22 protein-coding genes are annotated in these 22266 nt (G+C 59.7%); 12 read left to right on the top strand and 10 right to left on the bottom strand.

What is annotated here, in order from left to right; all coding sequences use genetic code 11:
• Window positions 1-12 precede the first annotated feature (12 nt).
• From purH to dsbD, 9 genes are all read right to left on the bottom strand, one after another.
• Window positions 13-1620, bottom strand: a complete 1608-nt coding sequence (gene purH, locus G3M63_RS18925) for a bifunctional phosphoribosylaminoimidazolecarboxamide formyltransferase/IMP cyclohydrolase (RefSeq protein ID WP_163984082.1) — start codon at window positions 1618-1620, stop codon at window positions 13-15.
• A 155-nt stretch (window positions 1621-1775) separates the two neighbouring features.
• Window positions 1776-2036, bottom strand: a complete 261-nt coding sequence (gene fis, locus G3M63_RS18920; protein WP_150299755.1) for a DNA-binding transcriptional regulator Fis — start codon at window positions 2034-2036, stop codon at window positions 1776-1778.
• Window positions 2037-2098: 62 nt separating this feature from the next.
• Window positions 2099-3085 carry a tRNA dihydrouridine synthase DusB gene (dusB, locus tag G3M63_RS18915; protein WP_223824959.1) on the bottom strand — a complete coding sequence of 329 codons (987 nt, stop codon included), beginning with the start codon at window positions 3083-3085 and terminating at the stop codon, window positions 2099-2101.
• 201 nt (window positions 3086-3286) lie between these two features.
• Window positions 3287-4675: a DUF3426 domain-containing protein gene (locus tag G3M63_RS18910; protein ID WP_150299633.1), complete on the bottom strand. Its 1389-nt coding sequence runs from the start codon at window positions 4673-4675 to the stop codon at window positions 3287-3289.
• 512 nt (window positions 4676-5187) lie between these two features.
• Window positions 5188-6069, bottom strand: a complete 882-nt coding sequence (gene prmA / locus G3M63_RS18905; protein WP_150299634.1) for a 50S ribosomal protein L11 methyltransferase — start codon at window positions 6067-6069, stop codon at window positions 5188-5190.
• Window positions 6070-6172: 103 nt separating this feature from the next.
• Window positions 6173-7513, bottom strand: a complete 1341-nt coding sequence (accC, locus tag G3M63_RS18900) for an acetyl-CoA carboxylase biotin carboxylase subunit (RefSeq protein ID WP_150299635.1) — start codon at window positions 7511-7513, stop codon at window positions 6173-6175.
• Window positions 7514-7532: 19 nt separating this feature from the next.
• Window positions 7533-7994 carry an acetyl-CoA carboxylase biotin carboxyl carrier protein gene (gene accB, locus G3M63_RS18895; RefSeq protein ID WP_150299636.1) on the bottom strand — a complete coding sequence of 154 codons (462 nt, stop codon included), beginning with the start codon at window positions 7992-7994 and terminating at the stop codon, window positions 7533-7535.
• A 23-nt stretch (window positions 7995-8017) separates the two neighbouring features.
• On the bottom strand, window positions 8018-8470 hold the full coding sequence (gene aroQ, locus G3M63_RS18890) for a type II 3-dehydroquinate dehydratase (RefSeq protein ID WP_150299637.1): 453 nt from the start codon (window positions 8468-8470) through the stop codon (window positions 8018-8020).
• 153 nt (window positions 8471-8623) lie between these two features.
• Window positions 8624-10444, bottom strand: a complete 1821-nt coding sequence (dsbD, locus tag G3M63_RS18885) for a protein-disulfide reductase DsbD (protein ID WP_256669881.1) — start codon at window positions 10442-10444, stop codon at window positions 8624-8626.
• Between the two features lie 220 nt (window positions 10445-10664).
• Between dsbD and G3M63_RS18880 the strand changes: the two genes are divergently transcribed.
• The 4 genes from G3M63_RS18880 to G3M63_RS18865 are packed head-to-tail and all read left to right on the top strand — an operon-like array spanning window position 10665 to window position 13983.
• Window positions 10665-11663, top strand: a complete 999-nt coding sequence (locus G3M63_RS18880; protein WP_163984081.1) for a DUF2333 family protein — start codon at window positions 10665-10667, stop codon at window positions 11661-11663.
• A 2-nt stretch (window positions 11664-11665) separates the two neighbouring features.
• Window positions 11666-12217, top strand: coding sequence for an NUDIX domain-containing protein (locus G3M63_RS18875; protein WP_150299639.1), 552 nt, complete (start codon window positions 11666-11668; stop codon window positions 12215-12217).
• Window positions 12207-12578 carry a translation initiation factor Sui1 gene (locus G3M63_RS18870; protein ID WP_163984080.1) on the top strand — a complete coding sequence of 124 codons (372 nt, stop codon included), beginning with the start codon at window positions 12207-12209 and terminating at the stop codon, window positions 12576-12578. The genes G3M63_RS18875 and G3M63_RS18870 overlap by 11 nt, the downstream gene beginning before the upstream one ends.
• Before the next feature lie 43 nt (window positions 12579-12621).
• A complete protein-coding gene (locus tag G3M63_RS18865) occupies window positions 12622-13983 on the top strand; it encodes an MATE family efflux transporter (protein ID WP_256669880.1) in 1362 nt (453 codons plus the stop codon).
• Between the two features lie 11 nt (window positions 13984-13994).
• On the opposite strand, the gene G3M63_RS18860 is transcribed toward G3M63_RS18865, so the two are convergent.
• Complete coding sequence (locus G3M63_RS18860; RefSeq protein ID WP_150299642.1) at window positions 13995-14774, bottom strand: methyltransferase domain-containing protein; 780 nt, start codon at window positions 14772-14774, stop codon at window positions 13995-13997.
• 214 nt (window positions 14775-14988) lie between these two features.
• Here G3M63_RS18860 and G3M63_RS18855 point away from each other — a divergent pair, with 214 nt between their 5' ends.
• The 8 genes from G3M63_RS18855 (at window position 14989) to G3M63_RS18820 (ending at window position 22262) form a co-directional block, all read left to right on the top strand.
• Window positions 14989-15225, top strand: coding sequence for a hypothetical protein (locus G3M63_RS18855; RefSeq protein WP_150299643.1), 237 nt, complete (start codon window positions 14989-14991; stop codon window positions 15223-15225).
• A gap of 27 nt (window positions 15226-15252) precedes the next feature.
• The gene (locus G3M63_RS18850; RefSeq protein WP_163984078.1) at window positions 15253-15705 is read left to right on the top strand and encodes a TadE/TadG family type IV pilus assembly protein; all 453 of its coding nucleotides are present in this window, start codon (window positions 15253-15255) and stop codon (window positions 15703-15705) included.
• A 57-nt stretch (window positions 15706-15762) separates the two neighbouring features.
• Complete coding sequence (gene cpaB, locus G3M63_RS18845) at window positions 15763-16467, top strand: Flp pilus assembly protein CpaB (protein ID WP_163984077.1); 705 nt, start codon at window positions 15763-15765, stop codon at window positions 16465-16467.
• Window positions 16468-16622: 155 nt separating this feature from the next.
• A complete protein-coding gene (locus G3M63_RS18840) occupies window positions 16623-17807 on the top strand; it encodes a type II and III secretion system protein family protein (RefSeq protein ID WP_178101015.1) in 1185 nt (394 codons plus the stop codon).
• Window position 17808: 1 nt separating this feature from the next.
• Entirely contained in the window at window positions 17809-19002 is a 1194-nt protein-coding gene (locus G3M63_RS18835; protein WP_163984076.1) for a hypothetical protein, read from the top strand.
• An 11-nt stretch (window positions 19003-19013) separates the two neighbouring features.
• Window positions 19014-20174, top strand: a complete 1161-nt coding sequence (locus G3M63_RS18830) for a CpaF family protein (protein ID WP_150299647.1) — start codon at window positions 19014-19016, stop codon at window positions 20172-20174.
• A 308-nt stretch (window positions 20175-20482) separates the two neighbouring features.
• Complete coding sequence (locus G3M63_RS18825; protein WP_150299648.1) at window positions 20483-21400, top strand: type II secretion system F family protein; 918 nt, start codon at window positions 20483-20485, stop codon at window positions 21398-21400.
• Entirely contained in the window at window positions 21393-22262 is an 870-nt protein-coding gene (locus G3M63_RS18820; protein WP_150299649.1) for a type II secretion system F family protein, read from the top strand. Before G3M63_RS18825 ends, G3M63_RS18820 begins: the two co-directional genes overlap by 8 nt.
• Window positions 22263-22266 lie beyond the last annotated feature (4 nt).

Genomic DNA, 22266 nt, shown 5'->3' with positions numbered 1-22266 from the left:
CGTTATTCATTTTCAATGTCTGAAGTGGCGCATACCGGTAAATACCATGGCGATGTCGGCCTCATCTGCCGCGGCGATGACTTCGGCGTCACGCATAGAGCCGCCCGGCTGAATCACGGCGCGGATACCCGCCTTGGCCGCATTGTCGATGCCATCCCGGAACGGGAAGAACGCGTCCGAGGCCATTACCGCGCCTGCAACCTGCAGTCCGGCGTGTTCCGCCTTGATGGCTGCGATACGGGCGGAGTTGACGCGGCTCATCTGGCCTGCACCGACACCGATGGTCTGACGTTTGCTTGCGTAGACGATAGCGTTGGATTTAACGAACTTGGCGACCTTCCAGGCGAAGACCAGGTCGTGGACCTCCTGCTCGGTCGGGGCGCGCCTGGTGACGACCTTTAGATCTGCTTCGGTAATCATGCCGGTGTCGCGGCTCTGTACCAGGAGCCCGCCATTGACCCGTTTGTAGTCCCAGTCGGCCTGACGCTCGGTAGTCCATTCGCCGCACTCGAGCAGGCGTACGTTGGCCTTGGCGCTGACCGCTTCACGGGCGGCGGCGCTGATACGCGGTGCGATGATCACCTCGACAAACTGGCGGTCGACGATGGCTTTGGCCGTTTCCCCGTCAAGTTCGCGGTTGAAGGCGATGATGCCGCCGAAGGCAGACTCGCTATCGGTGGCGTAGGCCAGTTCATAGGCCTGACGGATGCCGCCTTCGTTGTCCGGCACCACAGCGACGCCGCAGGGGTTGGCGTGCTTGACGATAACGCAGGCCGGTTTGGTAAAGCTCTTCACACATTCAAGCGCGGCATCGGTGTCAGCAACGTTGTTGTAGGACAGTTCTTTGCCCTGCAGCTGCACTGCCGTGGCAATGCTGGCATCGGCCGGTTGCGCTTCACGATAGAAGGCGGCTGACTGGTGCGGGTTTTCGCCGTAGCGCATGTCCTGGACTTTCAGTAACTGGCTGTTGAAGGTGCGCGGAAACGCGCTGCGATCTTCGGTGCTCAATGTCTCACGGGTCTGGTCGATGGTCCCCAGGTAGTTGGCGATCATTCCGTCATAGGCGGCGGTATGTTCGAAGGCCTTGAGCGCCAGGTCGAAGCGCTGGGCGTAGCTCAAGCCGCCGGACTTCAGCGACTCGATGATGTCAGCGTAATCGCTGGCATTCACCACAATGGCCACGTCCTTGTGGTTCTTGGCTGCGGAACGGACCATGGTGGGGCCGCCGATGTCGATGTTCTCGATGGCGTCCGGCAGGCTGCACCCGGGCTTGGCCACTGTAGCGGCGAAGGGATACAGGTTGACTGCCACCAGATCGATGGGCTGGATGCCATGCTGTTGCATGACCTCGTCATCCATATCACGTCGACCCAGGATGCCGCCGTGAATCTTTGGGTGGAGGGTCTTTACACGACCATCCATCATCTCCGGAAAGCCTGTGTAATCAGCGACTTCCACAGCCTCGATACCTTGCTCACGCAACAGCTTGAAGGTCCCGCCGGTGGACAGGATCTCTACATTGAGGGCGCTGAGTTCGCGGGCAAATTCTACGATTCCGGTTTTGTCCGACACGCTGATGAGCGCGCGACGTACCGGTAGGCGGGTAGTTTGGTGGGTCATCTTGGATCCAGAGTCAATGGGTTGGTCATGTTCGGTGTCGGGGTTATAAAGGCTATAAGCTGGAAGCTGGAGATCAAGCATTGTGTCGGTTGCTGGACTCTGAGGTTTCACTGAAATCAATCTTACGTCCCAGCCTCTAGCTTCTAGCTTCTTTTTTACAACAGCCCGTACTGTTTGAGCTTCTTGCGCAGGGTGCCGCGGTTCAGGCCAAGCACTTCAGAGGCGCGGGTCTGGTTACCTTTCACGTATTCCATCACGCTTTCCAACAAGGGTGCTTCGATTTCGGCGAGCACCATGTTGTAGACGTTTGTCACGTCCTGGCCGTCCAGATGCTTGAAATAGTTCTGCAGAGCTTGCTCGACACTGTCACGCAGGGTCTTGTCTCGCTGCATTGCGTCTTCCGAGACATAATCCATGGAGGGGTCGGTGGTCTCGTTCACTGGAAGGGTTCCGTCGATCGGGGATGTGTTGATCAGGCTCATGCCGCCAGGTCTCCTTCCTGCAAGCGGTTGAAAAACGTTTGTATGCCCCGCCGTTGTTGAACGGCGCAATCAATCCGGTTGAATGTGCGACGGAAATCTTCCGCGCCTGGCATGGTCTGCAAATACCAGCCCACATGTTTGCGGGCAATACGCACCCCGTGCTCGCTGCCGTAAAAGGCGTGCAAGCCGTCGAGGTGTTCCAGCATGATGTCTCGCTGCCAGCTCAGCTCCGGGGTCGGGAGACAAGCGCCATGGCGCAGATAATAGTCAATCTCGCGGAAAATCCAAGGCCGGCCCTGTGCCGCTCGGCCGATCATTACCGCATCGGCGCCAGTATAGTCCAGAACCTGGCGTGCCTTGGCGGGGGAATCGATATCACCATTGGCGAACACCGGGATGGATATAGCCTGCTTGATTGCGGCGATGGTGTCGTACTCCGCATCGCCTCGATACAGATCGGAGCGGGTACGGCCATGAACCGCCAGCGCACGGATGCCGCTCTGTTCGGCGATACGTGCTATTTCCACGCCGTTGCGGTGATCGGGATGCCAGCCAGTACGAATCTTCAGGGTAACCGGAATGCTGACGGCACTGACAACCGCTTCAAGGATGTCGGCTACCAGCCGTTCGTCGCGTAGCAACGCCGAGCCGGCCGCCTTGTTACATACCTTCTTGGCCGGACAGCCCATGTTTATATCGATAATCTGGGCGCCCATCTGTTCATTCTGGCGCGCGGCATCGGCCATCATCTCCGGGTCGCCCCCGGCGATCTGAACCGAGCGGGGCTCGGCTTCACCTGTGTGATCCAGACGTTGACGGGACTTGCGGCTGTTCCACAGGCGGGTATCGCTGGTTACCATTTCCGAGACCACCAGGCCCGCGCCCAGCCGCCGGCAGAGCTGGCGAAACGGGCGATCGGTGACACCTGCCATGGGAGCAAGGATGACGCGATTGGCTAGTTGGTAAGGTCCGATACTGATCACTGCTCATCCATCCCTGTTTTGTCCAGTGGTTCGAGGCACGCCCTGAAGTCGCCGCTACGTCTCAGGACCGCCGGGCAGGGTTAGAAGCATGAAAGGGCGCTAATCATACCCGCTCTGGATGACCTTATAAAGACTGCGCTGGTTGATATTCGAACAGCTTCCTCTGAGCGCACCGGGCGCGGGTGCGCTACGAGTTATCGATCAAGGGGTTACGAAGCCAAGCGTGTAGCTGACCGCCTGTTCGCCCGGATCAAGCATGTTGAGCGCAACGTGGATAGGCGTCTGGGGCGGCATCAGCCGGGCGCCAGCCAGTTCGCCGGAGAGGTATTCCTCCGGGCGGAAGCGGCGCACGGCCACTTCATGACCGTGCGTGTCGGTGAAGTTCATTCGTAGCACCGGGAAGGGCTGCGCGAAATCCGCCCGGTTGTAGAGAATGACATCGATAGTCAGCGCGTTAGGGAATTCGGGATGCGGACGTACCATCAGATTGCTGCTGCGCAACATGCTCACATCCACCCGTGCCGGCAGTTCACAACCGGCCAGCAGGCATACCGTTTCCATCATGGGGCGAGTGCGTTCGTTGTGGGCGAGTTCATCAAGGTTGTAGAAAATGAACTGACCAATCAGAGCTATCAGCGCCAGTCCGCTGAGGGTTGTCCAGAGTGCGGTGTTCTTGCGCCGACGCGCTGGTCGAGGCCGCTCGGCCAACAGGATGGGCTCGTCATGAATATCAGGAATGTCGAGTTCGCCCAGCTCCGGCTCGGGCTCAGCGGCTGCGGCTTTTCGGTCAATCGGTTCGAGCCGGGCCGGGGGCACCTCGATCGGTGGATCCTCGGGTTCGTCGTCGAGCTCATGCCATGCGAGCTTGGGTGTGATGTATTCGGGGCGATCGCGCATGAAGATGCTGGGCTCATCCTCTTCGTCCGCTATCGGGCGCAGCGGGGCGTCCTGTCTGGTATTTTCCAATGAGGATGCGACCCACTCATCGAGATCATCATGCTCGGTCTCCGGCGGCGCTGCAGGGTCCTGGGGCGGGCCGTCGACGATGTCATCATGCAACTCAAAATACGGATCGGCTGAAAGCGATTCGCCGTCTTCATCTGCCCCTGGCTCCTGTTTCAGGACTGGCTCATCCCGGAGGCGGCCAAAGCCAAACTCGTCGTCTTCCTCGTCCTGTGACCCCTGAGAGCGGGAAGATTGCTGGCGGGATTCGTTGCCGGTCACCACTGAAACGGGCACGACTTCTTCAAGGGGGATGTCAACGATATGGGGAGGATTGACCTCATCGACCAGGGACTCATCCAGCCCCAGCGCCTCGAGATCCAATTCATCAAGATCCAGGTCATCATGGATGAGAAAGTCATCCGGATTGTTTCGCGGAGGTGTCGGGTCGGCCGGCGCTTCAGTCGGGGCGTCACGCTCCCCCTCGGCTGCTTGCTGCCGCTGCTGTTCAGCAGCCACCGCTAGTGCGTTGTACACCTTCAGGCATGCACCACAGCGGACATTCCCTGCCGCCGCGCTCAGCTGTTCTTCAGACAGACGGAAGCGGGTCTGACAATTAGGACATTGTGTGACCAGCGTTGCGCTCATGTATCTGTAATCCTTAGAGTCTGTTGCCGTTTCATCGCGAGCCGCGTTGCTGTGTCAAATGGCGCCAGGCCGGGCGGCGTTCCGCAAGGCAGCGCCCGCTCCCGGCGGGCTTGCTGCATTCACCGCATCCATGTGGATCGCGCGGGACGCAGGTAATGGTTGTTCCCTTGCCAAGTCCTGCAACGCCGCATGGCGTCATTTGACGCGCAACCTAGGCGGCCCCACCCGAAGGGACGGGGCCCGTTTGCCGCAGCACTGCGTTACTCGTCGCTCATTTGGAGCAACCACAAAAACGCCTGGAGCGTTTTTGCGCGTAAGCCCCGAAGGGGTGAAACACATGGATGTGTTGAACAAACTTCACTCCTCGCGCCTTGTTCTGCACCAAACGGGGCCTCCGTCGCGGCCGCGATGAAACGGCAACAGACCCTAACTCAGCCGCTTGACGTTCTTCTTGCCGGCTGTGAGCTGGCAGACAACAACAGGCCTATTGTGCCTCTATGCTGTCGACGCTGTCACGACCGGCGCATGCCACTTACCCGGATCCATCCGTCACGCTCGGCAACAGGGGCAAGTACAAAAGTGTCCCGATAGGCGGTAATTATATCGTCGGCTTGCTCGGCAAGGATGCCGGACAGTGCGATCAGACCGCCCGGCTTGACCAGGCTGGAAAGTTGCGGAGCCAGGCTGACCAGCGGGCCAGCAAGTATGTTTGCTACGACAATGTCAGCAGGCTCCGTCGGAAGATTTTCCGGCAGATACAGGTCCAGGGACTGGTCCGGCAGGCCGTTACGTTGAGCATTGTCGCGCGATGCTTCCAGTGCCTGGGTATCGATATCCGTGCCGACGGTATGTTCAGCGCCGAGCAGCAGGGCGGCAATGGCCAGGATGCCCGACCCGCAACCGAAGTCGATGACTCGCTTGCCTTTTACCGCAGTGCTATCTAGCCACTCAAGGCATAGCGCAGTGGTCGGGTGTGTACCGGTGCCAAACGCCAGGCCAGGATCAAGCAGCAGATTGACCGCGTCGGGTTCGGGTGCATCGTGCCAGCTGGGTACGATCCATAACCGCTTGCCGAAACGCATAGGCTGAAAATTGTCCATCCAGCTACGTTCCCAGTCCTGATCGGCGATATTCTCGAATTCGTATGCGGGCAGAGGCTGTTGCCAATGCGCCTGCAACGTCTCGATCAGCGTCTGCGGATCGGTTCCCGCTTCGAATAATGCCAGAAGATGCGTGTTTGACCAGAGCGGCGTCGTGCCCAGGTCAGGCTCGAAAATGGGTTGGTCTTCTGCGTCCATGAAGGTGACCGAAACGGCATCCAGGCCAAGCAGGGCGTCTTCCAGTGGTTCAGCCTGTTCAGGTTTGATGGCGAGACGCAGTTGTAACCAGGGCATAGCAGAATCCTTCGTAAAAGTGACGCTGAATGAAAAAACCGGGATGCGGCGCTCCGCATCCCGGTTCAGTCGATAGGCCTATTCTAACGTCTGGCTTATCCGATCAGCTGATACCGAGTTTATGCTCGAGGTAGTGAATATTCACGCCGCCCTTGCAGAACTCGGAATCGCGCACCAGCTCGCGATGCAGCGGGGTGTTGGTCTTGATGCCATCAACCACCAGCTCATCGAGTGCATTACGCATACGGGCCAGGGCTTCATCCCGGGTCGCACCGTGGGTAATCAGCTTACCGACCAGCGAGTCGTAGTTCGGCGGAACCTTGTAACCGCTGTACAGGTGCGAATCGACCCGCACACCGTTACCACCCGGTGCGTGGAAGAACGTCACCGTGCCCGGGGACGGCATGAAGGTCTTCGGGTCCTCGGCATTGATCCGGCATTCGATCGAGTGGCCCCGGATCACTACGTCGTCCTGGGTGATGCTCAAAGGGTTACCCGCGGCGACCAGGATCTGTTCCTTGACGATGTCGATCCCGGTAACCATCTCGGAGATGGGATGTTCGACCTGAATCCGGGTGTTCATCTCGATAAAGAAAAACTCGCCATCCTCGTAGAGAAACTCGAATGTGCCGGCGCCGCGATAGCCCAGATCGATACAGGCCTGTACGCAGCGAGCCTGCACTTCAGCGCGGGCCTTTTCATCGATGCCCGGTGCTGGGGCTTCTTCGATGATCTTCTGGTGCCGGCGCTGCAGCGAGCAATCCCTGTCGCCCAGGTGCACCGCGTGGCCCTGGCCGTCGGAAAGTACCTGAACCTCAACGTGGCGCGGGTTGGTCAGAAACTTTTCCATGTAGACCATGGGGTTGCCGAACGCTGCTCCGGCTTCGCTGCGGGTCATGCTGATCGATTTGATCAACTCGGATTCTTCATGCACGACGCGCATGCCGCGTCCGCCGCCGCCGCCGGCGGCCTTGATGATCACCGGATACCCGACCCGACGTCCGGTCGCCAGGCATTCTTCCTCGTCATCCGACAGCGGGCCATCCGAGCCCGGTACAGTGGGCACGCCGGTCTTCTTCATCGCGGCGATCGCCGAGACCTTGTCGCCCATCAGGCGAATCACCTCGGCGCTTGGGCCGATGAAGGTGAAGCCGGAACGCTCGACCTGTTCAGCAAAATCAGCGTTCTCGGCAAGAAAACCGTAGCCCGGGTGAATACCGTCGGCTCCAGTGACTTCTGCGGCGCTGATGATGGCCGGAATACTCAGATATGAGTCGGTGGCGACGGCTGGCCCGATACATACGGACTCGTCAGCCAGCGCCAGATGCATGAGTTCACGGTCAGCCGTGGAGTGCACGGCTACGGTCTTCAACCCCAGTTCCTTGCAGGCGCGGATAACGCGCAATGCAATTTCACCACGGTTGGCTATCAGTACTTTTTGCATCGCAGCCTCCGGGCCGGGCTCAGGCGATGCTGAACAGGGGTTGGTCGAATTCCACCGGCTGGCCGTTGTCCGCCAGGATGGCCTGAATCACGCCGCTCTTGTCGGCCTCGATGTGGTTCATCATCTTCATGGCTTCAACGATACAGAGTACATCGCCGGCCTTGACCGACTGGCCGACTTCGGCAAATGACGGGGAACTCGGGTCCGGAGAGCGATAAAAGGTGCCGACCATGGGTGAGCGTACCAGGTGACCGGCGGGCTCGGCGGGCGTAATGTCAGGCGTCGCAACAGGCGCGGCGGGCGCAGCTGCGGGAGCGGCAGGAGCCGCTGCAGGCGGGGCGGAAAAATAATGCTGCGGGCCAGCCGGCTGCTTGCTGTGACGGCTGATGCGGACGGATTCTTCGCCCTCATGAATTTCCAGCTCGTCGATGCCGGACTCTTCAAGGAGTTCGATGAGTTTTTTTACTTTGCGTATATCCATTGATACGTGCGCTCCAGAGCAGATTAGTCGCGTTCAGATTGTTCGATTCGGTGTACAGCCGCTTGTAATGCCAGTTCGTAGCCTTTGGCACCCAGCCCGCAGATGACGCCTTCGGCAATATCAGACAGGTAGGAATGGCGGCGAAAAGGTTCGCGTTTGTACACATTGGATAAGTGGACTTCGATGAATGGGATGCTCACTGCCAGCAACGCGTCACGTATTGCAACGCTGGTGTGAGTAAAAGCTGCGGGATTGATCAATATGAAGTCAATCGCTTCATCGCGTGCAGCATGGATTCGTTCGATCAGCTCATGCTCTGCGTTGCTTTGCAGGCTCAGCAGATGATGTCCCGCGGCGGTGGCTTGCTCACGAAGGCGCTGATTGATCTGTTCCAGCGTGGTGGCCCCGTAAACGCCCGGTTCACGGGTGCCAAGAAGATTCAGGTTGGGTCCATGCAGAACCAGGATGCTGGCCATGTCGTTTCCACAGTAGCTTTATTGTTTGGCCGGACGATCAAGCTGACCGGACAGTCAGTTGCAGACCGGAATTTTGCAGCAATGCCATCGTGCTGTCCAGAATCCGAAGGTTAACATCAGATGCCCGCATGATGTCAGCGTTAACGGCGAAAATTACCGGGAGGCGGTGCTGACGCGCTCCAGAAACTCTTCCTGGGTCACTTCGCCCTGTATTCGAGCGGCCGGAACCTGCTGCCCCTGGGCATCGAGGAAGACAAACGCGGGAGGCCCGAACAGTGATTGAGCTGAAAGCCAGGCACGCTGATCCGCGGTGTTATCGGTCAGGTCGAATTTTACCCGAGCGAAGCCGTCCAGGGCGCTGCGAACCTGAGGGTCACTGAGAACCTCGCGTTCAAACACTTTGCAACTGATACACCAGTCGGCATAGACCTCGACCACCGCTGGCTGGCCGTTACTGCGCGCGTTGTCGAGCTGGCGTTGCAGAGCGGCCTGGTCAGTCACCCGCGTAAAATATTCGCCTGACTCAGGCAGAGCTGTCTGTGAGACACCAGTGAATGGCTGCAGCGGACGCAGCGGGTCAGAACCTCCGGCCAGCGCGCCAACCAGAGCGGCGCCTGAATAGAGCGCGGCGAGCAGCGCGAGCGTCTGGCCTGTACGACCGATGCCGTTGCGCGGCGTGCGGTCGAACAAGCCAAGTTGAACCGCAATACCAGCCGCCAGGGCGGCCCATAGCGCCAGGCTGACCGAACCCGGAAGGATGCGCTCCAATAGCCACACGGACACGCCGAGCAAGCCAAAGCCGAAGAGCTGCTTGACGTTATTGAGCCATTCGCCAGAACGGGGTAGCAGGGCGCTGCCAAACAGGGCAACGAGCAACAAAGGCAATCCCATGCCGAGCGCGAGTGCGAACAGGCTCGCAGCCCCGCCCAACGCATCCCCTGTCGCGCTGATATAAACCAGCGCGCCAGCCAGCGGCGCAGAAATGCAGGGGGACACCACCAGTGTGGACAGCACGCCCATCACCGCCGCCCCGGGTACTGAGCCGCCCCGTGTGCGGCTACCCAGGCGTTCCAGTGGCTCACGAATGCGTGCCGGAAGACGCAGTTCAAAAAGCCCGAACATGGCCAGGGCGAAGATGACAAAAAATGTTGCAAATATGCCTAGTACCCAGGGCGACTGGAGTCGCGCCTGGATATTCAGTGCCGCGCCAAACACACCAATCAGCGCGCCAACCAGGGCGAAGCTGATCGCCATGCCAAGCACATAACTCAGCGCGAGAACGAAGGCGCGGGTGCGATCCATGTCCTTGCGTCCCAATACCAGGCTGGACAGGATCGGCAGCATGGGCAGCACGCAGGGAGTGAATGTCAGGCCCAGGCCGGCAATGAAGAACAGCAACAAGGCCAGCTCGAAGCTGTCTCCGGTCAGCAGATCCTGCATGCCGCTTGATGCGCTGACAGTGCCGTTGCTTGCGGAGGTAGCGCTGGTGCCGGCGCGGAGCTCATTGGGAAGCTCCAGCAGTACAGTCTCTGGCGGATAACACAGGCCGGCGTCTGCGCAGCCCTGGAAGCCGACCTTCAGCTGACGACCCGCTTCACTCCCGGGGTCCAGCTCAAGCAGCACTTCCAGTCTGTCGTAATACACCTCGACGTCGCCGAAATACTCGTCCGTCTTGTGTTCACCGTCCGGCAGTATCACCTCGACAATACTGCCGTTACCGCCTTGCAGTGCGAACTCCAGGCGGTGACGGTACAGATAATATTCAGGGGCGATATCAAACTGCACCCGCACCTGTGTCTCTGTGGTTTCGATTACGCCTGGGCGAAAGGCTTCGTGCACCGGCAGAAAATCCGCCTGTCCGCCGCTGCCATCCAGCAGCCCGCCGGACCCCTGGTTGGACGGGGAGGCAAACTGGCCCTGCGCGGTGGTAGCGACTAACAGGCATAGCAAAAACAACAGGCGACGCAACAACATGAGAAATCCGGAGTGGAGAGCGAGCCGACATCATAATCCCTGGGGGGCTACTTGCCGAGTGACAATAGGCCTCATGGAGCAGCAGCCCGCACCTTGAGATATTGACCGCTGTTTGAACTACAGGGCGGCCAGCGTTCAAAGCTGGATCCAGATACTGGGTGCCATGTGTAATGGCATGACCGATGATATGCTGAAGGCAATTCACAGACAGGAGCAGGAAATGAAATTCGGGAACAGGGCATCCGGCTATTCGGACGGCGGTTACAGGTCAAAATTCGGAACCGCGCTCGCTTATGGCCGGGGCACGCTTGGCAAGTTGATTGTCGGGCTGCTGGCCGCGCTGTTACTGATTCTGCTGATTGTCGGCTGGTACTGGAGCCGGGAACCTGGGCTGGAGCCCCTGGTGCCACCGCCATCGGCGGAAACCCCGCAGGTCATTGGCAGCACCACCGCGCGCACTGTGAACGGCTTGATGTACACCCTGCTCAACAAGCCTGGGGGCTTTTTGAATAACGACATCATGCCGCCTGGGGTATGGCTGGATAACATGCCGAGCTGGGAGTTCGGGGTGCTGGTTCAGGTACGTGACATGACACGCGCGTTGCGCCGCGATATGGCGCGCTCACAGTCGCAGTCAGCGGAAGATCCGAGCCTGGCGCTCGCCGAGCCGCGCTTCAACTTTGACAACAACAGCTGGGCCCTGCCGGCGAGTGAAAACGAATACCAGCGCGGGATGGACGCCCTGTCTGATTACATTGTCCGGCTTGAACGCGGTGACGCCGAATTTTATGCCCGCGCTGACAGTCTCGCCAGTTGGGTGGGCGACGTCAGCACGCGGCTCGGTTCCTTGTCCCAGCGGTTATCCGCCAGCGTTGGGCGTGCCGAGGTGACTGATGAGGGACGCACCTACAAGCGCACGCGCTGGCTCAGGATCGATAACGTGTTTTACGAAGCGCGCGGCTCGGCCTGGGCGCTGGTGCATTTGCTACAAGCCGTCGAGCGGGATTACGCCGAGGTACTGGCGCGCAAGAACGCGCTGGTCAGCCTGAGACAGATCATCCGTGAACTGGAGGCTACACAGCGCCCCATGCGCAGCCCGATGGTACTGAATGGCAGTGGCTTCGGCATGACAGCGAACCATTCCCTGGTTATGGCTAACTATCTGTCCCGGGCCAACGCGGCGATGATTGACCTGCGCCGTCTGCTTGAACAGGGGTAAAAGTGGATCGACAAGCGATAAAGGCGTATCTGGCCGCCTCCGAAGCTGAACAGGTTTACAGCGTAGATAGCGATGACCGTCTGCTCGGAGTGGTTCCACGGCACCAGGTGCAACGCGAACGGCTGATTACCCGCTGCACCTATGTTTTTGTGTTCAATACCCGCGGTGAGCTGTGCATGCATCGCCGGACCCTGCACAAACGTCTCTATCCGGGGTATTGGGATGTGGCGGCAGGCGGCGTGGTCGGCGCCGGCGAAAGCTATAGGGATGGCGCGGTTCGGGAACTGGAAGAGGAGCTGGGCGTATCCGGCATTCCGTTGCGCGAGCATTTTCGTTTTCATTACAACGCGCGTGAAAGCCGACTCTGGGGCGGTGTGTTCAGTTGTATGTGGGACGGGCCGGTACATATGCAGCCGGAGGAGGTCATGGCGTTTCGCTGGGTAGATCCGCGTACACCCTGGCGACAACCCGCCGAGTGGTACTCCCCCGATTCGTTGCTGGCGCTGGAACTGTTGTTATCGAGATATATCCGGAACAATCTGCATGAGCAATAAACAGAAAGGACTCCAGGCCCTGAGCGGCCTGGTGTATTCAACAGAAACCGGGCGCATGTGCCCGGATTGCCGGCAACCCCGAGACGCCTGCGTATGTGGCGCACCCGCCGTGCCAGAGGGCGATGGTGTTGCCCGGGTACGTCGGGAAACCAAGGGCCGCGGCGGCAAAACGGTCACTACCATCAGCGGTCTGCCGCTGCTTCCCGATGACCTCAAGGCACTGGCCAAGCGCATGAAAACCCGCTGCGGTTGCGGTGGCGGCATCAAGGACGGCGTCATCGAGATTCAGGGCGATCAGGCTGAGCTACTTTGCCGGTGGTTGATCGAGCAGGGTTTCAAGGCCAAGCGCGCGGGTGGATAGGCGCTGTTGACCTTTCTCCACGGCCGCGATGGAACCGGTCACCTTGAATAAAGCGGAGCTGCTTGCCTGCTGGCGGCATCAACCTACGCAGCGCAAAGTCTGGGCGCTGGCTGCGCCGATGATCCTGTCCAATATCAGCGTCCCGCTGGTCGGTCTGGTTGATACCGCTGTCATCGGCCGGATGGACGCCGCCTATCACCTGGGCGGTGCCGCCGTCGGCGCTACGCTGATCACCTTCATCCTCTGGGGTGCCGGTTTCCTGCGCATGGGTACTACCGGTTTCGCTGCCCAGGCCTATGGCCGGAGCGATGGCGATGCGCTGCGCCTGGTGCTGCTGCAATCGCTGTGGATGGCCTGCCTGATCGCGCTGGGGGTATGGCTGCTGCAGGACGTACTTTTTTCCGCGGGTGTCTATTTCCTCGATAGCAGTCCGCAGTTACTGGAGCAGGCGCGGCTGTATGTAGGGATCCGGCTCGTGAGTCTTCCCGCCGCTTTGGCCAACTTCGTATTGGTCGGCTGGTTTATCGGTGCGGGCAAAGGCCGCGCGCCGCTACTTCTGCTCCTCACCGTTAATATTACCAACGTGGTCCTGGATATCTGGCTGGTGGTGGGGCTCGAGTGGGGCGTTGCCGGCGCCGCCTGGGCCACCGTCATAGGCGACTATTGTGGGTTGTTGCTCGGGCTGGTATTGCTCACTCCGGTGTTTGACGAACTCCCTGGCCGCATGCGCTGGCGCGCTGCCATGCAGCTGCGAGGCGCCGCGCCGATGCTGCGAACCAGTCGCGACATTCTCATCCGCACTCTGGCTCTGCAGGCAGTGTTCTATCTTCTGATGCTGCAAGGCGCACGGCTGGGGGATGAAGTCGTTGCCGCCAATGCGGTGTTACTGAATTTTCTGTTATTGACGTCACATGGACTCGATGGCCTGGCGCATGCGGTCGAGGCGTTGGGCGGGCAGGCGCTCGGCAAGCGCGACCGTCCTGCGCTGAAGCGCGTGCTCGTGGTGAGTCTCGGCTGGTCACTGCTGGTAGGGTTTGGCTTTGTGCTGGCGTTCAGCCTGTTCGGTGATCTGATCATCGCGATGCTGACGACGATTGACTCAGTACGCGACACCGCCAGCGCCTACTTGCCCTGGATGGCATGGATGCCACTGGTAGCCGTCTGGAGCTATGTGCTGGATGGATTGTTTATCGGTGCCACCCGTGCGAAGGCGATGCGCAATGCCATGCTCATGGCAACAGTATTGATCTATTTGCCAGCCGCCTGGCTGCTGCGGGACGCGGGTAACCATGGTATCTGGCTGGGCTTTCACCTGTTCATGTTTGCGCGCGGCGTGATTCTCGGGCTCTGGTTCTGGCATCTGTGGCGGCAGGGGCGCTGGATGCCGCGCCCCGTCTCCGGATGATGCCGTAGTGCTCACGATATCGCTGGGCGCAGCCACCAGTGCAGATAACGGCCGAGATGACGGTACGCGGGGTGTCGGCTGTAGAGAAGCTCCTGCTCGATGATATCCTGTTCCTGGCTCTGCGACTTGAAAGGCTCGTGCATGTAATCATGGAACACGCGAATGCCGGTCTGGTGGATGCGCTGCAGTCCAGCCATGGCTGCCCAGTCCAGCGCTTCGCGGGGATCGAGCGGCTGTTGTGGCGTCAGGCTGCGTCCGCCTTCTCCGGCCAGCTGGTTGCGCTTGAGTTTGCGAAACTGGCCCTTGATCAGATTCTTGTAGATAAGCGCGTCGCGGTTGTACAGCGCGAGGGAGACAGCTCCTTGCGGGCTCACCAGTTGCCGCAGATAGCCCATCGCCGCAGCCGGGTCTGCCAGCCATTCGAGTACTGCATGGCATATCACCAGATCATAGGTTCGCCCTTGTTGCGGCAAATCCTGCAAAGTGGCCTGCAGATATTCGATCGGGTAGGCGGACGGCATCGCGTCCAGTCGCTCGCGAGCGCCTTCAAGCATTTCTGTTGAGGGTTCGCAGAGTGTCACGCGATGCCCGCGAGCTGCCAGCCATTCGCTGATGTGCCCCAGCCCGGCACCCACGTCCAGAACTCGCAACGACTGATCCGCCTCGCCCAGCTCGCCCGTCCATTCTTCCAGATCGCGGGTCAGCACGGCCAGGCGGATAGCACCCTTGGGGCCGGCGTAAATCTTGCGCGCAAAATGCGCACCCAACTGGTCGAAGTAGCGGTCGGTCATCCTTTAAACCTGTGCGGAGAAGGGGAGTCAGCAGAGCCTAACCTAGCATTTTAATGAGGGCCGCGGAGGGCCTTCAGCGGTAAGGACATTTTTTCGCCGTTTGAAGGGAACTTTTTTTAGGGTGTATGTCATATAGCCATCAGAATCGGGTCCGCGCACTGCTGTGATGGCGCAATGATTCTGTTACCCTATTGTTACCTGGAAGGAACGACTGATGAAAGCGGGAATTGTCAAGAAAATTTCGATCCGAGCAATGAACCGTCTGGAGTGTAGAGGTTTCGCGCCTCGCCGACAGCAGAAGGGCGCTGCAGCACTTGAATACCTCGTGCTGGCTGCCGCCCTCGTGCTGGTGCTGGGTGGCGCGTTCAATACCGGTCTCGAAACGACTATCACTGAGGCCTTCAACAATATTTTCGAGAGTGCCGCCAGTGGCGGAGTCGAGGGTGGATAAGTACGCCCGCCCGCGCTGGTCTTTCGGATGAAGCGACAAAATCAAGAAGGGGTGGTAGCGCTGGAGTTTCTCTTCGTCTTTCCGCTGGTGCTCGCCATGCTCTACGCGGCAGCCGCTTATGGGGTGCTGTTTTTCAGTAAATATGAAATGCAGTCCATCGTGGACAGGGCGGCTGCCACAGCGTTGAGAATCGATCGAAACCGGTACTCCGAATCGAGCCTGGGAGAAAAGCTGGTCGCCACGGCTTCTGCCGTGATGACGCAAGGACGAACAACGCTTTCTGCGCGACTGCAAGAGGGCATCAAGGATGACGGGTCAGGCTGTGCGATTTCCCCTGTCGGTGAACTCCAGCTGATGCGTTGTTCCATGACGCTCAATAATCGAGAGCCGCCTATAGTCCCTCAGCTTGGCTTCGGGTTATTGGGGCAATTTCCGCCGATGCCGGTCAGCCTGACGGTTGAGGCATCAATCGCTTTCTGACCGGGTCGCGAAACTGCTCGGTCGATTGCTCCTGGGTTTGCCTGTGAAGCGCACAATATGAATTCGAGATTAGTCTACGCGGCGCCCGCTACCCTGCTGGCGCTCGTTGCATTGGGATTGGCAATCGCTGGTTTCCTGTCGACCAAGAAAAACCTGGCTGTCGCACCCGACACGCAGGAACGGGTGGAGACCACGGTCGCTTCAGCGCCAGCGTATCGATATCTGCTGGCTACCCGGGGAGTCTTGCAGGGGCAGGCCCTGTCAGCCGATGCCTTTGTCACAGTGCTATCCGATAATCCTTTGCCCGAGGCGATTGGTGCGGAAGAAGCCCCGTTTGGCGCAGCCGTGAAGACGGCCATAATGTCCGGTGAATTGCTGACCGCGTCGAAGCTGGAGCCGAACAGTCTGTTGCAGCGCCTGGTTGCGCCGGGTTATCAGGCTTTGGCTATCCCGCTTGACGACGTCGCAGGTGTCGGTGGCCTGCTGCGCCCCGGTGATCGAGTGGATGTGAATGCATCCTTCCGTCGCTCGGATAAGGCCAACCCGGCGGCGGTGCGGCTGCTGCGTAATGTCATGGTGATTGCCGTCAAGGGCGTAACGCAGGACGGAAGCAGCGCTGGCGACGACGCTCACCAGCGCAACAACACCGTCGTGCTTGAAGTACCCGAAGGCAAGGTTCCCGACGTTTTGCTGGCCTCCGCCGAGGGCCAGCTTAGGCTGGCGGCAATCGCGGCGCCCGAGGGGAAAACTGGCTGGGCGTGAAGCCAGTACTCTCGATAAGCCGGGTAGCGCCTTGGCCGAGGCAGTGTATTTCGAGGAGCTGTTTCCTCCGCAGCCCAAAGCGGCACCCGGTCATACCGCGCAGCCATCGGCACCGCAGGTGCGGGTCTTTGAAGGCGCCGCATCGAGGTTAGTTCATGTGCGTTAATCGATTCAGCCTGCGAATGGTTTCCGTGCTACTGGGCCTCCTGGCTCTTCCGTTCCCGCTTTTCGCCTTCACGGGTGACATCGCCGAAGGCGCGCCCATCAGAATGGGCAACGGCGAGCAACAGGTGCTGAGCTTTCCCGAGCGCTTGACCAAGGTAGCTATTTCGGATCCAGACGTGGCGGGCGTTACCGTCTCGGATGACCGGGAAATATTGCTTACAGCCAATGCCGAGGGCAGCGCGGAGCTATCGGTGTGGCTGCAGGGCCGCGCGGATCCTTTGCGGGCATTGGTCGTTGTGGCGGCGACCTTGGGCCAGACTATGCCCTTTGGCATGCAGATACAGACCGATATCCGTATCGTCGAAGTCAATCGGAGTGAACTCAATTCCCTGGGCGTGTACTACGCCAAACTGTTCAACGGCGGTGCGTCCGCCGTCGGGGTCGCGCCCCCGGGCAGCAGCTTTCGTGGTTTCCCCGGGCCGGAAGCAGCCTCGGCTGTCATCAGCGCCGAAGGCTTCAATCTGTTTGGTTTTGGTTCGAACTCGTTGACCATCATCAATGCGCTGGAGTCCGGCGGGTTTGCTCACACCCTGGCTGAGCCCTCGCTGGTGAGTCTCAGCGGTCAGAATGCAACCTTTCTTTCGGGCGGCGAATTCCCCATTCCGGTCAGTAATGACGAGAACGGGGTGCGGGTGGAATACAAGCAGTTTGGCATCAGCCTCAGTCTGACGCCGACGGTGGTTGCCGAGAACCGAATCATCCTCAAAGTAGCGCCTGAAGTAAGCGAGCTGGATTTTTCCTCCGGCGTGGCCTCGGCGGGTGTTGCCGTGCCCGGCCTGCGGGTTCGTCGTACCGAGACCACCGTGGCAATGGGCTCCGGTGAGACCTTCATCATCAGCGGACTCGTCAGTCGCAACACGTTCAACAGTAGCGACCGAATCCCGGGGCTCGGCAGCCTCCCGTTGCTGGGTGCTTTCTTTCGATCGGACCGGGTATCCCGCGAGGACCGCGAGCTGATCATGGTGGTTACGCCTCGCCTGGTAAGTCCGGGCCGGCAAGACAGTGCGGATATGACGATCGGAGAGGAATACCAGCACAGCAGCGTCCGCTGGCTGGACATGGCAGCCGGCTCGGAGCCAGGTTCGCGCCCGATAAAACATGGATTGAGCTGGTGACATGATGGAACGGGAAGATGTTCTGATTTGCATAACCGATGATATCGGCATTCGTGTCTGGTTGGAGCGCACCCTCGATGGAGCCTGGCCGGTAGAGTTTGTCGCGGCTTGGGATCTGTCGCGGGCCAGTCGCCTGGTTGAGGCGACCCGCAGTCGTTTTGTGATGGTGGCGGTAGACGAAAACGAGCCGGAAAAGGCGCTGCGGATCATTTCCGCCCTGAGTGCGTCCGGCGAGGGCCTGTCCGTGGTCTCGCTCGCGCGCCGTCTGAATCAGGGTCACCTCTTGCAAAGCATGCGCGCGGGCGCCCGTGACTGCTTCATTGCCAGCAGTGACGGTGAAGAGATTCGCGGACGAATCAGGCAGCTCTTGCATAGCGGTCCAGGCAGCTCGTCAACGAACGCGCCGTCGGCCATGCGCCGTAAAATGACGCTGGTTACCAGCGCCAGTCCGGTGGTCGACGCCCGGTTGTTTGCCCAGAGCCTGGCGTTTGCCTTGAACCAGCGTAATCCGAAGGCGCGGATACTGGCGCTGGATACCGCTGCCACGGCGCGCTCTGTGTTCTATCTCGACAGCCATAACCGGCTGACCCTTGAGCATCTGCTACGCAGCCCCGAAGCACTCGACGAAAGCCTGATCGAGACGGCACTCGAAGAATACGCACCAAACTTGCGTCTGCTGGCCGCTTGTCTGTCCGCTGAAAGCGCGGTAAACGATCGCAACGCAGATCTGCTCATCGCAGTAAACCAGCTGGCGGGTATGTTTGATCACGTCATCATCAATGTCGATCCAGCGATGGCAGATTTCTGGATCGCTGCGGTCGGGCTGTATGCCAGGGATCTGATGATGTTGATTCACCCTATCGTAGAGCAGGCCCACGCCGCTCGAGAACGCCTGGACTCCTGGCGGGAGCGTCTGCCGAAAGAGTGCCGGCGATCCTTTTTGCTGGATTGTCACGAACCCAAAGGCAGCCCGAGCCTGAGCGCACTGCAACATGCGGTCGGCATCGAGTACCTGGGCGCGCTGCCACTGGATTGGCCAAGCCGGCTAATGGCGATCAACGCTGGCCTTCCGATACACAAGTTGCCGGGTAAAGCCACCTATCTGCGGCGCTTGGAGGAGATCCTGAAACGCTACGAGGCTGCTCCGTCAAAAAGCAGGCTGACCGCTCTTCGCGGTCTCGTCCGGACGGCGTGAGGAGTCTGTAAATGGCTACTAGATTGGACTCGGAATACCAGGATCTGAAAAGGCGCGTGCATCAGTTTCTGGTCGAGCGACTGGACGAAGAGGGGATTGACGTGGGGAGGGCTGCCCGGGCTTCCCTCCAGGCCTTCGTTCAAACCAACATTAGCGCTTTTATCTCCCAGAACCGTGTACCGCTTTCCGCCCAGGACATGATTCTCTTGACTAGGGAAAGTTTCGACGAGGTGGTTGGTTTTGGTCCGCTGGAACCCCTGCTTGCTGACGACAGCGTCAACGACATTCTAGTCAATGGCCCCGAAAGCGTTTTTATCGAAGTAGCCGGCGTCCTGCAGAAAGCGCACACGCGTTTCATCGATGACGATCACGTCGTGAGGGTGATCCGGCGGATTCTCGCGCCGCTCGGTCGCCGGTTGGATGAGTCCAGTCCCATGGTCGATGCCCGTTTGCCGGACGGTTCTAGGGTGAACGCGGTGATTCCGCCGGTTGCCCTGGATGGCCCTTCTCTCAGTATCCGCAAATTCGCCCGAAAGCATCTGGGGGCTCAGGATCTCGTCAATAGCGGCTCGATCTCTGCCAGTTGCCTGCAGATATTGACCTCGCTGGTCACAACACGGCGCAACATTCTGGTCAGCGGAGGCACCGGGACCGGTAAGACCACCATCCTCAATATGCTCAGCCAGTTCATTCCCGCTGATGAGCGTGTCGTGACCATTGAGGATGCCGCCGAACTGCAACTGAATCACCCGCATATCGTACGGTTGGAAACCCGACCGGCGAATCTCGAGGGAACAGGGCAGGTGACCGCGCGAGACCTGGTCATCAATACCCTGCGCATGCGCCCGGACCGAATCATCCTGGGTGAGGTGCGCTCCGGTGAAATCCTCGAGTTGTTGCAAGCGATGAATACCGGCCACGAAGGATCGATGAGCACCATCCATTCCAATAGCGCCCGCGATGCTCTGGTGAGGATCGAAACGCTGCTTGCGGTAAACGGTTATGACGCAGGTGAGCGGGCAATTGCACGGCTCATCGGCTCGTCACTGGATGTGATCGTTCAGCTAGTCAGGTTGCCGGGCGGCCGTCGCCTGGTAAGTGAAGTGGTGGCATTGAAAGCAACGGCGGACGATCCGTACCGCATGGAATATTTGTACCAGGTGCACCGTTAGGTGGTCGGCACCACTAGGGTCTGTTGCCGTTTTATCGCGTCCGCGGCGGTGACCCGTTTGGTGCAGAACAAGGCGCGAGGAGAGCAGTTTGGTCATTCCAGATAAACGACGGGCAACGCAGTGCTGCGCCAAACAGGCCCCGCCCCTTCGGGTCGTGCCTCAGATGTCGACGTTCGGCGTTGCGGGACCTGGCAAGGGAATAACCATTAGCTGCGCCGCGCGCCTTGCGGATTGCCGCGCGGTCTGGCGTCATTTGACGCAACAATGCGGCTCGCGGCGAAACGGCAACACACCCTAAGGAGCGGTCCGTGCAACAAGAGATTCTATTTGCTGGCGCTTTTATCTGTGCATTGGGTGCCGGCTTGCTTATTGCCGTCCAGAGCTGGTGGAGCCATCGTAGCACCCAGCGCCGGCTGTTCAGGCGCATGACCGAAAGATTGAGCGAGCCAAGCGAGTCGGGCACTGTTGGCGAGACCGGCCTCGACCTGGGCGTGCTGAATACCTTCCTGCAGCGTGCCGACATTTCCTTATCGAAGCGCAGACTTGTTATGTTGACGGTTGCTTTGCTGGCGGCACTGACGGTTGTCACCGCCTATCGTGGCGTGGCGGTTCTGATGGTGGTGGCGTTTCTTCTGATCACGGCAGGCGCCTTGTGGTGGCGGACACGGTTCCAGAAGCGGCGGCAGCTGATTCTGGCGGAGCTACCTGGAATCATCGATACAGTACAGCGCAATATCGAGGCGGGAAGGTCGCTGGATCGTGCTTTGGTGATCGCCTTTGAAGACGCGTCGCCGGTTTTCCGTCCGCTGGTCTTTCGCCTGCGCAGCACCGTGGAATCGGGCCGGGAATACACCGGCCTGTTCGAGGAATTCGCAGCGCTGTACAAGGTGCCCTCGCTGATACTCGTCGCCATTGCACTGCGTACCTCAAGCCGATTCGGCTCCTCGATTCGGCCGGTACTGCAGCAGGTGGCCAATTCCCTTCGCTCGCAGCAGGAGTTGCGCCGGGAGTTTCTGGCAACTACCTCCGAAACACGGTTCACTGCCGTAATCTTTGCGCTGCTGCCGCCGGCACTTGCCGGCTATATGGTACTGATGAACAGCGAGTACGCGGATGTGTTGCTCCATACCCAGACCGGCCACCAACTGCTGATCACCGCTGGGGTTTTGCAGACGCTCGGTATGCTGATGATGTGGAGGATGATTCAGGGGGTGGGCCATGGCTGACGTGTATCTCTGCGCTGCCGTGGCGGCCTCTCTGGCTGCTCTCTGGATTGCCATAGCGCTCGCGCCGAAATGGTCGCTCAGGGCGGATATCGACGCACGCCTGCGTAATCGTTCGGCGAAAAATGGAAAGCCTGCCGCGTCCTGGCTGGGGCGCTTCGCTCAATGGTTTACCACTCGCGCTGCCATCCGGAGCGATTTTCGCGAGCTGGAATCAGCTTTGGATATTACCGGACGCAACGAACAGCAGATCCATACGCTCTACCTGACCCTGTGTTGGCTGATGCCAGCGTTGGCTTTTGTGCTTGGGTTCGTGTTCTGGGGAGTGACAGGCGGTGCCGTTCTGGCCATGGCCGGTTTTTTACTGCCCCGGCGGGTTGTCCGGGCCATGGGGGGCCGCGCCGAAATGCAGCAAAACCTGGAATCCATCGAGTTATGTCACATGACACGAATGTTGATGGAAGCCGGGCTATCCATCGAGCGCGCCGTGCGCCTGGCGGCCCTACAGGGTCGTCAGGTTATGCCCCATCTGGCGACCAGGCTTGACCGCTTCAACCGCGTGATAGCGAGTGGCGCCGATCGAACGGCAGCCCTGGATGAACTCGGGCGCAACCGGCGCATTCCGGTGTTGCGTCAGTACGCGAGCCTGATGAAACAAAGCGGAACCCTCGGCGCTGGTGTTTCGCTTAGCCTCGATCAGATCATTAACGAAGCCCTGCATGCTGAACGCAGCCGGCTGAAGGAAGCCACAGGCCGGACCGGCGCCAAAATGACGGTAATCATGATGGCGTTCATGTTGCCGGCGTTGTTCATTTTAATCGGTGGGCCCGCTGTGATATCCGTCGCAGCCAGCCTCGGCCGTTGAAGCA

Source organism: Pseudomonas sp. OIL-1, assembly GCF_010669185.1.
Lineage (GTDB): Bacteria > Pseudomonadota > Gammaproteobacteria > Pseudomonadales > Pseudomonadaceae > Halopseudomonas > Halopseudomonas profundi.
This window is presented reverse-complemented; position numbering and strand designations above follow the sequence as displayed.